This is a genomic window from Nostoc sp. CENA543 (assembly GCF_002896875.1).
Lineage (GTDB): Bacteria > Cyanobacteriota > Cyanobacteriia > Cyanobacteriales > Nostocaceae > Trichormus.
On the sequence record NZ_CP023278.1, the window covers coordinates 55571 to 68860 of the forward strand.

12 protein-coding genes are annotated in these 13290 nt (G+C 42.2%); 9 read left to right on the plus strand and 3 right to left on the minus strand.

The genetic code is table 11. The features are described from left to right. The first annotated feature begins 99 nt into the window (after positions 1-99). On the plus strand, positions 100-627 hold the full coding sequence (locus CLI64_RS00250; protein ID WP_103135363.1) for an MgtC/SapB family protein: 528 nt from the start codon (positions 100-102) through the stop codon (positions 625-627). Positions 628-809: 182 nt separating this feature from the next. On the opposite strand, the gene CLI64_RS00255 is transcribed toward CLI64_RS00250, so the two are convergent. Further along, entirely contained in the window at positions 810-1010 is a 201-nt protein-coding gene (locus CLI64_RS00255; RefSeq protein WP_103135364.1) for a hypothetical protein, read from the minus strand. Between the two features lie 282 nt (positions 1011-1292). Here CLI64_RS00255 and CLI64_RS00260 point away from each other — a divergent pair, with 282 nt between their 5' ends. Further along, positions 1293-1949 (plus strand): glutathione S-transferase family protein, encoded by a 657-nt coding sequence (locus CLI64_RS00260; RefSeq protein ID WP_103135365.1) that lies wholly within the window; start codon positions 1293-1295, stop codon positions 1947-1949. A 369-nt stretch (positions 1950-2318) separates the two neighbouring features. On the opposite strand, the gene CLI64_RS00265 is transcribed toward CLI64_RS00260, so the two are convergent. Together CLI64_RS00265 and CLI64_RS00270 are read right to left on the minus strand one after the other, a co-directional pair. Beyond that, the gene (locus CLI64_RS00265; protein ID WP_103135366.1) at positions 2319-4520 is read right to left on the minus strand and encodes a transglycosylase SLT domain-containing protein; all 2202 of its coding nucleotides are present in this window, start codon (positions 4518-4520) and stop codon (positions 2319-2321) included. Between the two features lie 265 nt (positions 4521-4785). After that, positions 4786-5331 carry an NADPH-dependent FMN reductase gene (locus CLI64_RS00270; protein ID WP_103135367.1) on the minus strand — a complete coding sequence of 182 codons (546 nt, stop codon included), beginning with the start codon at positions 5329-5331 and terminating at the stop codon, positions 4786-4788. A 414-nt stretch (positions 5332-5745) separates the two neighbouring features. On the opposite strand from CLI64_RS00270, the gene ftsH reads away from it, so the two are divergent. From ftsH to CLI64_RS00300, 7 genes are all read left to right on the plus strand, one after another. Next, complete coding sequence (gene ftsH / locus CLI64_RS00275; protein ID WP_103135368.1) at positions 5746-7647, plus strand: ATP-dependent zinc metalloprotease FtsH; 1902 nt, start codon at positions 5746-5748, stop codon at positions 7645-7647. A gap of 250 nt (positions 7648-7897) precedes the next feature. Then, positions 7898-9238: a serine/threonine-protein kinase gene (locus tag CLI64_RS00280; RefSeq protein ID WP_157943173.1), complete on the plus strand. Its 1341-nt coding sequence runs from the start codon at positions 7898-7900 to the stop codon at positions 9236-9238. A gap of 125 nt (positions 9239-9363) precedes the next feature. Next, entirely contained in the window at positions 9364-10152 is a 789-nt protein-coding gene (locus CLI64_RS00285; protein ID WP_103135369.1) for an Rpn family recombination-promoting nuclease/putative transposase, read from the plus strand. 34 nt (positions 10153-10186) lie between these two features. Next, positions 10187-10369: a hypothetical protein gene (locus tag CLI64_RS00290; protein WP_103135370.1), complete on the plus strand. Its 183-nt coding sequence runs from the start codon at positions 10187-10189 to the stop codon at positions 10367-10369. 791 nt (positions 10370-11160) lie between these two features. Continuing rightward, positions 11161-11307: a hypothetical protein gene (locus tag CLI64_RS30565; protein WP_157943174.1), complete on the plus strand. Its 147-nt coding sequence runs from the start codon at positions 11161-11163 to the stop codon at positions 11305-11307. A gap of 84 nt (positions 11308-11391) precedes the next feature. Then, on the plus strand, positions 11392-12837 hold the full coding sequence (gene nifB / locus CLI64_RS00295) for a nitrogenase cofactor biosynthesis protein NifB (RefSeq protein WP_103135371.1): 1446 nt from the start codon (positions 11392-11394) through the stop codon (positions 12835-12837). A gap of 101 nt (positions 12838-12938) precedes the next feature. Further along, entirely contained in the window at positions 12939-13289 is a 351-nt protein-coding gene (locus tag CLI64_RS00300) for a 4Fe-4S binding protein (RefSeq protein WP_103135372.1), read from the plus strand. Position 13290: the final 1 nt, after the last annotated feature.

The window sequence follows — 13290 nt, forward strand, 5'->3', positions numbered from 1 at the left end:
ATTTTACTTATTTTTAACCTTGTGTTAAATTTTTAATAAACTTGACTAAATCTAGAGATTTACCGTAATTAAGCTTTATTTATAAACAGGGATTTGGCAATGGGAGAAATGATCATTACCCCTAACGATTGGCCACACATAGCATTTAGACTAGCTCTAGCTTTGGTAGTTGGGTGCATGATTGGATTCAATCGTCAACAAGGCGGTAGACCAGCCGGCATGAGAACCTTTATGTTAGTCAGTATGGGTGCAGCATTATTTGTGATGATTCCTTTACAGGCTGAAGGTGATAGTCCCTATGCAGCAACTAACGCTCTAAGCCGAACCATTCAGGGTGTAGCTACTGGAGTAGGATTCCTCGGAGCAGGATTGATTTTACAAGAATCTCCCAGAAAGTCCGACAAGCCAAAAGTCCGTGGGTTGACAACAGCCGCCTGTGTATGGACTGCGGCGGGTTTAGGTGCGGCCATAGGCTGTGGTTTGTGGCAAATGGGATTAATCGGAGGATTACTCACGTTGATTACCCTAAGTGGTGTCAAACGCCTAAATCGTTCTTTAGCAACATTGGAAAATCAGGATAAAAGCACTAATACCAGAGATTTCATAATCAATGATGATGACGATTAATGCTCAATGCTTTAGGTGTTCTCACCATTTTTGAAACTGATACCAAACTGGGATGGTAACTATTGTCTCGGACTTCTGAAGGCTGATGACCAAATAAAAGCTCTTTGGAAACAATTACAGCGAACTAAGAAATAACTCTCCATTGCCAAATAACCTTCAGATTCACCGGAAATGAATCTCGACTAATGACCCAGGACTTGAAAATCTTGAGGAGTGAGCGACACCACAATGTTATCAACTTCTACTTGGATCAGCCAACGGTTATTTGATTGACCATCTGCAAGTGACTCTCGTCCGCAAATCACGCCAAACTTCCCAGCCACGTATGCTGGACGTAGAATCAAAACTTTGTCTCCGATTTGAATACTTTTGGGAATCTGCAAAAGTTCTCCTATAAATTTGGATGCTGAGGATACTAGGTGTACTTTCTCATTTTATTTTAATTAAACATAATCCTTTTAATAATCTTCTCTTAACCAAAATGTATATTCATTTCCTGACTTTCTCTGCTTCCACATCTTCCAGCCTCCACATCGAAACCATAAAAGTTGTAGAACTCAAAAGCTGAGAAACCTGACATCTTCACACATCTCACCATTAAGAGTTTCGTTGCGTAAGTCTTGATCGCGTATAGTAAAGGGCGTATTCGTAAACTTAGGGTGGCAATGCTGAAGTTTTACTACAATCCCATTTCTGTGAATGCTCGTCGCGTTTGGGTGGCATTATTAGAAAAACAAATTCCCTTTGAACCCTGTTTGTTAAATCTGGATGGGGATCAATTTCAAGCTAGTTTCACCACAATTAATCCCTTGCAGCGTGTACCCGTAATTGTGGATGAGGGATTTCGGGTAGTGGAATCTCTAGCGATTTTAGATTATTTAGAGGCGAAATATCCCCACCCATCCTTAATGCCGAGTCAAGCCCAAGCGATCGCTACAGTACGGATGGTAGAAATGGTTACACTCAATGAACTACAGCCTGCTACCATGCTATTAACAAGGCAATTAGTAGATTTAGACACTAACCCCCAAAAACTAGAGTCTTCCCAAAAACAAGTCGCCACCGTCTTACAGTTTTACGAAAATTTATTAGGTGATAAGACTTACTTTGCTGGCGAAGATTTTACACTAGCAGAAGTAGTGGCAGGCACACTCATTCCGTCTTTAGAGATGTTTGGTGTTAATTTTGATACCTATCCCCGTCTATCAGCATGGCTTCAAAGACTGGAAGCACGAGATAGCTGGCAAAAAACTACTCCCAGCATGGGTGCTGTCTTAGCTGCCATACCCAACATCAAAGCCATCATAGAACGCCGGACTTAGGGGCTGAGACCAATTCGCAATTCGCAATTCGCAATGGGCTAACGCCCCGCTACGCTAACGCAATGGGCTAACGCCCCGCTACGCTAACGCAATGGGCTAACGCCCCGCTACGCTAACGCAATGGACTAACGCCCCGCTACGCTAACGCAATTGAGGAATTGTGACTTGACAAGGGTTTTTGGATCTGGATTTGTATCAGCAACTTTAGTGAATTGGTATGAGGACTGATATTAATTCCAAATTCAAAATTGGGGAGTTGGTATAGCTTATGTTTTTCTAAGCTAATCGTCATTTAAATGGCATCATTTTTATGCTGGCAAAAGCTGTAAACCCTCTCCCTTGCCCCCTGCCCCCTGCCCCCCTGCTTCCTTACTCCCCAACGCCTGGTAACTTGGGATGCTGGGTGGAATATTTAGCTACCAAGTTAGAAATCTCTGGGTTATACAATCGCAGATAATTCCAATAGTTGCCAAATACTTGTCGGACGTAATTTCTGGTTTCATCAAAAGGAATGGCTTCGACAAACTCATCTTGGTCTTGACTGGGGATAGTCTGCAACCATCGGGAAACGTTGCCGGGGCCAGCATTGTAACTGGCGATCGCTAACATGGAATTATTGTCATATCGCTCATGGGTATAATTCAAATACCATGTCCCCAGCATAATATTGTCGTTGGGGTTTTCTAAATCAATGGTTTTGTTATCTACCTTAATTTTTGATGCGATCCATTTACCCGTATCTGGCATCACCTGCATTAACCCAGTCGCACCCACCACAGATTTAATCTTCGGCTCGAACCGTGACTCTTGACGCATCAAGGCTGTCACTAATAATGGGTTGAGTTGGCGTTGGGCTGACCATTTCTCAATTGTTTGCAGGTAGGGGAAAGGATAACGGGCTTGCCAATAGGTGATCTGTTGGCTCAATTGCTGATACTCGGCTTGTTCTTCTGGGGTTTCTCGGTCTTCTAATTTAGAGATTAAATTAATCCCAGAAAGATTTTCACCCCGTGCTAGCCGCATCAATCCTTCTGTAAATTGTTCGGCGACTGTCGGTTGTTGTTTGTTGACATATTCTGTTTCCCATTGCAGCCAAGCATCTCTGTCTTGTCCCAAAAGATACAATTCCTTAAAGGTATCAGAACCTGCGGTGGGGACAGGACGTTGATGGGGAACTACTTCTGGCTGGAGTTGACGGACGTTATTAAAGTCGCCGACGTTCAAACCCAGCATGTTCGCCGATCGCCAAGCATAATAAGACTGGGGAAACTGGCTAACTACATACTCATAGGCGGTTTTGGCTTCTTGGTCTTTGCCCAACTTAGTCGCCCATCTACCCACCCAAAATCCGGCTCTGGGAGCTAAGATACTGTCTGGGTTTTCGGTGACAATTGGTCTTGCCCATTTCCAGGCGGTGACGTAATCTCTGGCTTTAGCTTTTTCTTGGGCAATCTTCCAACGATATTCTGCGGCTTCGTCGGACTTGCCATACTGAGTAATCAGTTGTTGCCAAGCTTGTTGGGCTGATTTCTCATCTTTGAGGGCTTGAAAAATTTGCGCCTTTTTGACTAAAGCTTGACTAGCTTGTTCGGGAAATTGAGCGATGACGCGGTCAAGATAAGGTAAAGCGTCTTTGTTGTTGGTTGCCATCTCTGCTAACCGCAACCAACCCAAACCAGTTTCCTTGGCTTCAGGGAACTGCTTGACTAGTTGATTATAAATTGCGATCGCTTTGGCTTTGTCTTTGCCGCCTACTTGTAATCCCCGTGCTTGGCGGTAGAGGTTACGGGCAGTTTTGGGGGCGTTAGCATAAGCCGCCGCCGCTTTGGTAAATTGATTATTTTCCCAATAGGCTGTACCAATAGTTTCCCAGTCTGCTGGTTTTAAACCCGACTGTTTGACGAGTTGATCTAATACTCCTACTGTTCCTGGCTGATTGTAGGCATATTTAGCCAAAATTAACTGTAATTGGGGCTGATTGGGATTTTCTTGCAGACGCTTTCTGATGATTTCCCAGGTGAGGGGATGGGAAGGAAATTGCGCGATCGCCATATCATGGAGTTTGGGTTGAGCAATCAGATACTTGGCTTTCACCACCGCAGCTTCCTGGGGATATTGCTTGAGTACCTGTTGTCTTAAATCAGAAGCTTTACCATCTGCACCGAGAAGATCCTGTGCTTGGGCTTGTCTGAGTAAAATATAGGGAGCTAGAACAGGGTAATCTTTGTCTAACCCTGTCAACAGTTCCAAAGCTTTTTGTCCTTGTTTGGTTTCTATGTAATCACTCGCCAACAGATAACGCGCCCGTTCTCTATCTGGCGAACGGCCATTTTGGCCAATCTGGGCTAATTTAGTGGCTCTTTCTGCTGGAGATTGTGATATTAGTGGGAACACAGCAGACTTGACTTGGCTAGCAGCAGATAGCTGATCTGACTGAGCCTGTGAAAGATTCAGCCATTGTCCCAAAGATTTGCCAATCTCCGGTGCTGATACCATTGCCCCAGCAGAAAAGGCAAATAGTGCTGCGCCAGCAATCAAGGTAATATGTTTTTGTTGTAGTTTCTTCAGCATGGATACTCGCTGAAAGGTGCCGATAAATTTCCTGCAACTCTAGCATTACTTGCCATAAGTGTAATCACCTCTTCACTAGAGATTTTCCGTTTTCGGAAAAATCTGTCAGATTATCGATGTTAGCAGTTTTAAAGATGATAGTTCACCTAATGGGGACTGGGGATTGGGGACTGGGGATTTGGGAATAGGGAATAGAATCTTTAATTTTGAATTTTGAATTTTGAATTGATTAGCCCAATGCCCAATGCCCAAAAGAATACTTCCCTTAACTAATTCCCTTAAGCTTACGGGTAGTATCAACTAAACTTTGGGCGAACTGGTCAAATCTTTGAGACAATTTTTCATCCAAAATTTTACCGTCGGGACTAAACGCAGCATAAGCTTGGCCGATCGCAATTTGTTCTGGAATTACCCAACCGTGTACCCAACGCATAATCAACCGCAGATCATTTAAAGCGTTGCTATTCGATTGTCCGCCCAATACACTAAGTAATCCTGTAACTTTTCCAGACAGTTCCTCAAAACTCATTAAATCTAAGGCATTTTTAATTACACCACTCACACCACCATGATATTCAGGTGTAGCTAAAACTAAGCCATCGCTGTTGCGAACCGTATCACGCAATTTCTGCACATCTGGATATTCTAGATATTCTTTAGCTCCAGTACAAAACGGTAATTGCAACTGTCGTAAATCGAGAATTTCTACATCTGCACCTATAGCCTCAAGCCTTTGTGCTGCTACCTGTAAAGCCAACTGGGTGTAGGAGTTGGGTCTTAAACTACCACCGATGCCAACAATCTTCACCATAATTCACCCATTATTAAGTAATTCTAAAAAACCGAAGTCATTACGACTATGTTAACAATCTTAACGATTTATCGTACCACCGTCAAATTACTGAGGTATTGTTTATTGTTGTCCGGGCAAGTTTAATCAAAATATCTGTGTTCAAAGGTGAATATCTACCAAAACCCGTCCCCGTTAGCAGTTGGCTTAGTTCATTCAGCCTTTAAAAGTATTTCCCCTACACCCTTACACCCCTAAACCCCCACACCCCTAGATACCCACACCCTTAAACCCCCACACCCTTAAACCCCCACACCCTCCTTTGAGAGTTAGACTAGATTAAATAAGTAGTAATTTCCAGTTATTAGGATTTTTGCTCAAAGAGAAGTCAGGAAAATATGCTCGGCTTGTGGCATCAGACAAAGGGTAATTTTTATGAAAAATTTTGGTAAGAAAACATTGATGAAACAGCAATCACCAAAGCGCGCTGTGTGGGCTAGTGCGCTAGCAGCTAGTCTGATCATGTTGCCGAGTATGTTTGGCGGTAGTCCAGTTTTGGCACAGAAGGCAGAACGCGAACCCTTAACTTATGGACAGTTACTCCAAAAAATCAAGCAAAATCAAGTTAAAGAAGTAGAATTGGATGAAACTGAACAATTAGCACACGTTTATTTAAAAGATCAAAAGCCAAATTCCCCACCTATCAAGGTGACGCTTCTACAGGACAATAAAGAGTTAATTAATCAACTCAGGGAAAATAATGTAGAGTTTGGGGAAAAAGTCTTCTCTGCCAATAGTAGAGCAGTGGGGGGATTATTCCTCAATCTGCTGTGGATTTTACCCTTAGTGGCTTTAATGCTGCTGTTTTTGCGTCGTTCTACCAATGCTTCTAGCCAAGCCTTAAACTTTGGTAAATCTAGGGCGCGTTTCCAAATGGAAGCGAAAACCGGGGTGAAATTTGACGATGTAGCGGGTATAGAAGAAGCCAAAGAAGAACTGCAAGAAGTGGTGACTTTCTTAAAGCAGCCAGAAAGATTTACGGCTGTCGGCGCACGTATTCCCAAAGGTGTATTGTTGATAGGTTCTCCAGGAACAGGTAAAACTTTACTGGCGAAGGCGATCGCAGGGGAAGCTGCTGTACCATTCTTTAGTATCTCCGGTTCAGAATTCGTAGAAATGTTTGTGGGTGTGGGTGCTTCTCGTGTCCGCGACTTATTCAAGAAAGCCAAAGAAAATGCCCCTTGTCTAATATTCATTGATGAAATTGACGCAGTAGGTAGACAACGGGGTACAGGTATCGGTGGCGGTAACGATGAAAGAGAACAAACCCTCAACCAGTTACTCACCGAAATGGATGGCTTTGAAGGTAACACAGGCATCATTATTATTGCTGCTACCAACCGTCCCGATGTCTTAGATGCTGCTTTGCTACGTCCAGGACGTTTTGACAGACAGGTAATAGTTTACCCACCCGATATCAAAGGCCGCTTAGAAATTTTGCAAGTCCACGCACGCAATAAAAAACTTGACCCCAGCATATCACTAGATGTGATTGCCCGCCGCACACCAGGATTTACCGGTGCAGACTTAGCCAACCTCCTCAATGAAGCCGCCATCCTCACCGCCAGAAGACGCAAAGAAGCCATCACCATGCTAGAAATTGATGATGCCATAGACAGAGTTGTAGCAGGGATGGAAAGGACACCCTTGGTGGACAGTAAAAACAAACGTTTAGTTGCTTACCACGAAGTCGGACACGCCCTAGTCGGAACTTTATTAAAAGACCATGACCCCGTACAAAAAGTTACCATCATGCCACGGGGACAAGCGTTGGGATTAACTTGGTTTACCCCCAACGAAGAACAAGGGTTAAAGTCTCGTTCCCAAATCAAAGCCGAAATTACCTCCACTTTAGGAGGTCGCGCCGCCGAGGAAATTGTATTTGGCAAGCCAGAAGTAACAAACGGCGCAAGCAACGATTTGCAACACGTAACAGCAATGGCGCGGCAGATGGTAACACGTTTTGGGATGTCTGAATTAGGTTTATTATCCTTAGAAAATCAGAACAATGAAGTATTTTTAGGTCGAGACTGGATGAATAAATCAGAATATTCTGAGGAAATTGCCGCCAGAATTGATGCACAAGTTCGTGAAATCGTCAATGAATGTTATCAAAAAGCCAAAGAAATCTTGCAAGAAAACCGAGCATTATTAGAATATCTCTCAGATTTCTTGGCAGACCAAGAAACCATTGATGGCGAATTATTCCGCAAAATTGTGCTGGAAAACAATAGACAAGTTACTAGTGACGAATTGACTCAAGTTGTGAGTTATTAGTCGATAGTCAGTAGGGGCGGGTTTTGTGAGAGATTCACACTCTCAAACAGATATTTTAGTCAAACCCGCCCTTATACCAATTTTGGATTTTGGATTTTGGATTTTGGATTGAAAGCCTAGATTACGCCGTGTGCAACTTTCTCTCAAACCTAACCCCCAACCCAAGAAAGCTTCAGAAAGTTTGCAGCACCTACTCAGAGTAAGTTGTACTTAAGCGATAATACATACACTTGCCTATAAAAGCACAGTTATGACCTGCTGCCTAAATCCAGCTTGCCACAACCCACCCCATCCCGACGGTGTAAATTTCTGTTCTAGCTGCGGTGTTCCCTTAACCGTGCTGAGAAACCGCTATCGCCCGGTGAAATCATTAGGTGGCGGAGGATTTGGTAAGACTTATTTAGCAGAAGACATCGACAAATTAAACGAGCCTTGTGTCATCAAGCAATTCGCACCGCAAGTCCAAGGAACAGGCGCACTCAACAAAGCCACCGAACTATTTGAGCAAGAAGCCAAACGACTGCAACAGTTAGGCAAACATCCGCAAATTCCCACACTGTTAGCTTATTTCAATGAAGATAATCGCCTTTATTTAGTGCAGGAGTTCATCGACGGGCAGAATTTATTAAAAGAATTACGAAATCAGGGAAATTTCACAGAGAAGCAAGTTAGAGAGTTATTGCAGGATTTATTGGATATTCTCAAAACAGTTCATCAACAAAAAGTCATTCACCGCGATATCAAACCAGAGAATATCATTCGTGACAGCAATGGGAAGTTGGTACTGATTGATTTTGGTGCATCCAAACAACTGACATCAACGGTAATGACTTCACAAGGAACAACCATTGGTTCTTTTGGTTATGCACCACTAGAACAAATGCAGGGAGGTGAAGCGTACCCAGCCAGTGATTTATATAGCGTCGGTGCAACTTGTTTTCACTTGTTGAGTGGGATTCATCCTTGGGAATTGTGGAAGCGTCAAGGTTATGGTTGGGTTGGCAGTTGGAGACAGCATTTACAGCAACCAGTCAGTGAAGAATTTGGGCAAATACTAGATAAGTTACTCCACGAAGAACACCAGCAGCGTTATCAGTCGGCTCAAGAAGTAGTTTTACAAGCTTTAAATCCTTCACCACCTTCACAACGTCCCAATAAGCCATTCAATGCAACTCCATTATCACGGCTACGAAGAGCAGTAAAGTACACGCTGCTATTTCTGCTATTTATTGTTTCCATTGCTGTTGTCACAGCTTTTTTTGATAAACAACCCCAACAAAGTGAAACATGGCGATATAGCCAGTTTATTCAAGAAGTAGAAAAAGGCAGAGTAGAAAAGGTTACTTTGAATGCAGATAGATCCAGAGCTATTGTCACTCCTACAGAAGGTAACAAAAAAGTAGTTATCTTGATCAATGATCCAGATTTAATCAATACACTGACTGCCAAAGGCATTGATATTTCTGTTTTGCCACCCACTGATGAAGAATTTTGGTTCAAGGTATTAGGCAGGTTATATTTCTATGTATTCCCTATATTATTTTTATTTGGCTTGTTTTTATTGCTCCGTCGCCCTAAAAATGGTCGATGAAGTGAGTTCCGTAACCAGCACTACAAGCAAAGCCCTAGTCAGTTATGATTAATAGGTATTAGCGATCGCCATTAATATCACTCATGATAAAATCACCCTAGCCAAAAATCAGCTAAAACCTCTGCGTGAAAACCGACAGCATATTTTATCGCCTATTCCAACAATTCCCCAGCATCTTCTTTGAACTAATTGACAACCCTCCCGAAACTGCCAACATCTATCAATTTGCTTCCGTAGAAATCAAACAAACAGCCTTTAGAATTGACGGTGTATTTCTCCCCACCCAAGATGAAACCAAACCGATTTATTTTGTAGAAGTCCAATTTCAAGCAGATGCAGATATTTACCTGCGCTTGATTTCCGAAATTACCCTATACTTACGTCAAAACAAACACGAAAATCCTTGGCGGGGAGTAGTAATTTATCCTCAAAGACAGATAGACATAGCATCAAAAGCAGATTTCTTGGAATTATTTGAGAGTCAACGCATCAAGGTAATTTACCTAGAGGAACTAGGTGAAACTACATCACTACCCATAGGCATTGCTACGATAAAATTAGTAATTGAGGCGGAAGATACAGCCATTAACACAGCTAAGGAATTAATCAACCGCACCCAACAATCACAAAATTTACAACTGCCACAAAAACAATTACTAGAATTAATAGAGACAATCTTAGTTTATAAATTTCCGCAAATGAGTCGCCAGGAGATAGAAGCAATGTTTGGTTTAAGTGAGTTAAAACAAACACGGGTTTATCAAGAAGCTTTAGAAGAAGGTGAACAAAAAGGTAAACAGGAAGCCAAATTAGAAGCTATACCTAAACTCTTAGCACTGGGTTTAACTGTGGAACAAATAGCACAGGCTTTAGACTTAGATGTTACACAAGTCCAGCAAGTAGAAGGTTTATAAATTTCCGTAAACTAGTCGCCAGGAGATAGAAGCAATGTTTGGTTTAAGCGAGTTAAAACAAACACGGGTTTATCAAGAAGGTAAACTGGAAGGTAAACAGGAAGCCAAATTAGAAGCTATACCTAAACTGTTAGCATTGGGTTCAACTGTAGAACAGATAGTACAGGCTTTAGACTTAGAGACTGCACAAGTCCAGCAAGCGATTCCAAATGAATAATCATATTACATCTCAAAAACCCGACTATTAACAAAGGTCGGGTTTATTTTTGTTCATTAATACAGTCAATGACAAAGGATTTCTATTTTCCTGATCTTTCTCACATCCTCACCAAACAAATACTCAATTCCTCATATCTTCAGGTATTTAAACCTAGAATAAAAACAGAAAAAAAGTTGAAATTATTGAAAATAATCTGCATTAATAATCTTATGTCCGAGAATCTATAAAGCTTGATATATATGAGTTACGAACATTATTGACCATCATTTTTAATTAATAATTAAAAAAATATAAATTGCATTTTTATCTAAAAAAAAATGATATGTTGGATACAGAATTGAATTTCGCACGTATCTGGAGTAGTACAACGTAATCTACTCCAGTTTTTCCCTCCTAAATCCCTTGTAAATCAAGACTTTGAACAGTAATTCAGGAGGGTTTGAGTACAAAATTGTATAGTCACAAATCAGCCCAAACAGCCCTCAAACCTTTGCTGTGATTGGGTTACATATGAGTACAACTAAATCCTGAACCCCTTTCCATAAATACTCGTACCCCAATTAGAAAATACTAGAACCTCTACCCAAAAATATTTTTTTAATTCTTGTAAACACCTCAAAATCATGTTTTTAGATTTTGAGTATTCCCTTAATAAATCCAATAAATTCTATTCCAGAGTGTTGCGTCGTGACTGTCAAAGACGACTGCTATAAATCTTATATCGCCAATCACTTAACGCTTCTACACAAAACAAAAGCGAAAAGTGAGTGGAGGGATGAGATAGCACTATGCCTTCACGAATAGAAGTCGCGGCTGGACACACATTCTACCAACAACTCAAAGTTGACACACACCAGCCGAAACCCCAGGACTTCATAACCTGCCATACTGAGCGAAACACCTTAAATAAGTGTAATAGCGATCGCTACAGATAAAACTGTTGCGGGCAGTGTGACAGCCTCGACTTCATTCTTCATCTCCCACAGTGGCAGCTAGTCCACCGACCTTTGCGAAATTCAATGACACCACCAGTTACAGGCTCTTCCGTTACTGAATCGACACCTACCCAAGCAAAATCAGGTGGTTGCGGATGCAACAGCAACAGCAGCGCCACCGTGGAAATGGATGAAAAGCTCAAAGAACGTATTGCTAAACATCCTTGCTATAGCGAAGAAGCTCATCATCATTACGCCAGGATGCACGTTGCAGTAGCTCCCGCCTGTAACATTCAGTGCAACTACTGTAATCGTAAATATGACTGCGCTAACGAAAGTCGTCCTGGAGTAGTCAGCGAACTACTCACACCCGAAGAAGCCGCCCACAAAGTTCTAGTTATCGCCGGCAAAATTCCTCAAATGACCGTTTTAGGAATTGCTGGCCCTGGCGATCCTTTAGCGAATCCAGAAAAGACTTTTCGCACCTTTGAGTTGATTGCAGACAAAGCCCCAGATATTAAGCTGTGTCTCTCAACCAATGGTTTGATGCTTTCAGAACATATTGATCGTATTAAACAACTGAATATAGATCACGTTACAATTACTTTCAACACTATTGACCCTGAAATCGGCGCGCAGATTTATTCCTGGGTTCACTACAAACGCAAACGTTACAGAGGCATAGAAGGCGCGAAACTTCTCCTAGAAAAGCAACTAGAAGGCTTACAAGCTCTCAAAGAAGCTGATATCTTGTGCAAAGTTAACTCCGTGATGATTCCCGGCATTAACGACCAACACCTAGTGGAAGTCAACAAAGTCATTCGGGAAAACGGTGCATTTCTGCACAATATCATGCCCCTAATTTCTGCACCAGAACATGGTACATACTTCGGCTTAACCGGTCAACGCGGCCCCACACAAAAAGAACTTAAGTCAGTTCAAGACCAATGTGCTGGCAACATGAAAATGATGCGCCATTGCCGCCAGTGCCGTGCCGATGCTGTAGGCTTATTAGGAGAAGACCGCAGCCAAGAATTTACCAAAGATAAATTCCTGGAAATGCCCGCAGAATACGACTTCGACAAACGCCAAGAAGTCCACGCAGGTATTGAGAAATTTAGAGAAGAACTCAAAACCGCCAAAGAAAAAGTATTAGCTAACAAACAACAAGCTGCTAATAGTCCCAAAATTCTAGTTGCAGTCGCCACCAAAGGCGGCGGCTTAGTTAACCAACACTTCGGTCACGCCAAAGAATTCCAAGTTTACGAAGTGGATGGGACTGAAGTTCGGTTCATCAGTCACCGTAAGGTAGACCATTATTGTCAAGGTGGATACGGCGAAGCTGCCACATTTGACAATATTGTGAAAACAATCGCAGATTGCAAAGCAGTTTTAGTTGCCAAAATTGGCGAATCCCCCAAAGAAAAACTGCTCCAAGCTGGCATACAGACTGTAGAAGCTTACGACGTGATTGAGAAAGTTGCTTTAGAGTTTCACGAACAATACGTCAAGGAAGGAAATAAGGACTAGGAACTAGGGACTAGGGACTGGGTAAGATGTTTTCCCAGTACCCAGTACCCAATCCCCAGTACCCAATCCCCAATCCCCAATCCCCATCAAGGAGAATAGTCATGGCTTACACAATTACTGGCCAATGTATTTCCTGCAAGCTTTGTCTGTCTGTATGTCCCACTGATGCAATCAAAGTTGGTGAAGACGGTAAGCGGTGGATTGACCCCGAATTATGCACAAATTGTGTTGGCAGCATCCACACCGTCCCACAATGTAAAGCTGGTTGTCCCACCTGTGATGGTTGCGTTAAAGTGCCTAGCGATTATTGGGAAAGTTGGTTTGCTAAATATAACCGAGTTATAGCGAAATTGACAAAAAAACAAGACTATTGGGAACGTTGGTTTAATTGTTATTCTCAGAAATATTCCGAACAATTACAAAAGCATCAGGGTGAAATCTTAGGGGTATAAA

Coding starts and splice junctions, on each gene's coding strand:
- CLI64_RS00250 (WP_103135363.1), top strand. CDS start 100: ATGGGAGAAATGATCATTACCCCTAACGATTGGCCACACATAGCATTT.
- CLI64_RS00260 (WP_103135365.1), top strand. CDS start 1,293: ATGCTGAAGTTTTACTACAATCCCATTTCTGTGAATGCTCGTCGCGTT.
- CLI64_RS00265 (WP_103135366.1), bottom strand. CDS start 4,520: ATGCTGAAGAAACTACAACAAAAACATATTACCTTGATTGCTGGCGCA.
- CLI64_RS00270 (WP_103135367.1), bottom strand. CDS start 5,331: ATGGTGAAGATTGTTGGCATCGGTGGTAGTTTAAGACCCAACTCCTAC.
- ftsH (WP_103135368.1), top strand. CDS start 5,746: ATGAAAAATTTTGGTAAGAAAACATTGATGAAACAGCAATCACCAAAG.
- CLI64_RS00280 (WP_157943173.1), top strand. CDS start 7,898: ATGACCTGCTGCCTAAATCCAGCTTGCCACAACCCACCCCATCCCGAC.
- CLI64_RS00290 (WP_103135370.1), top strand. CDS start 10,187: ATGTTTGGTTTAAGCGAGTTAAAACAAACACGGGTTTATCAAGAAGGT.
- CLI64_RS30565 (WP_157943174.1), top strand. CDS start 11,161: ATGCCTTCACGAATAGAAGTCGCGGCTGGACACACATTCTACCAACAA.
- nifB (WP_103135371.1), top strand. CDS start 11,392: ATGACACCACCAGTTACAGGCTCTTCCGTTACTGAATCGACACCTACC.
- CLI64_RS00300 (WP_103135372.1), top strand. CDS start 12,939: ATGGCTTACACAATTACTGGCCAATGTATTTCCTGCAAGCTTTGTCTG.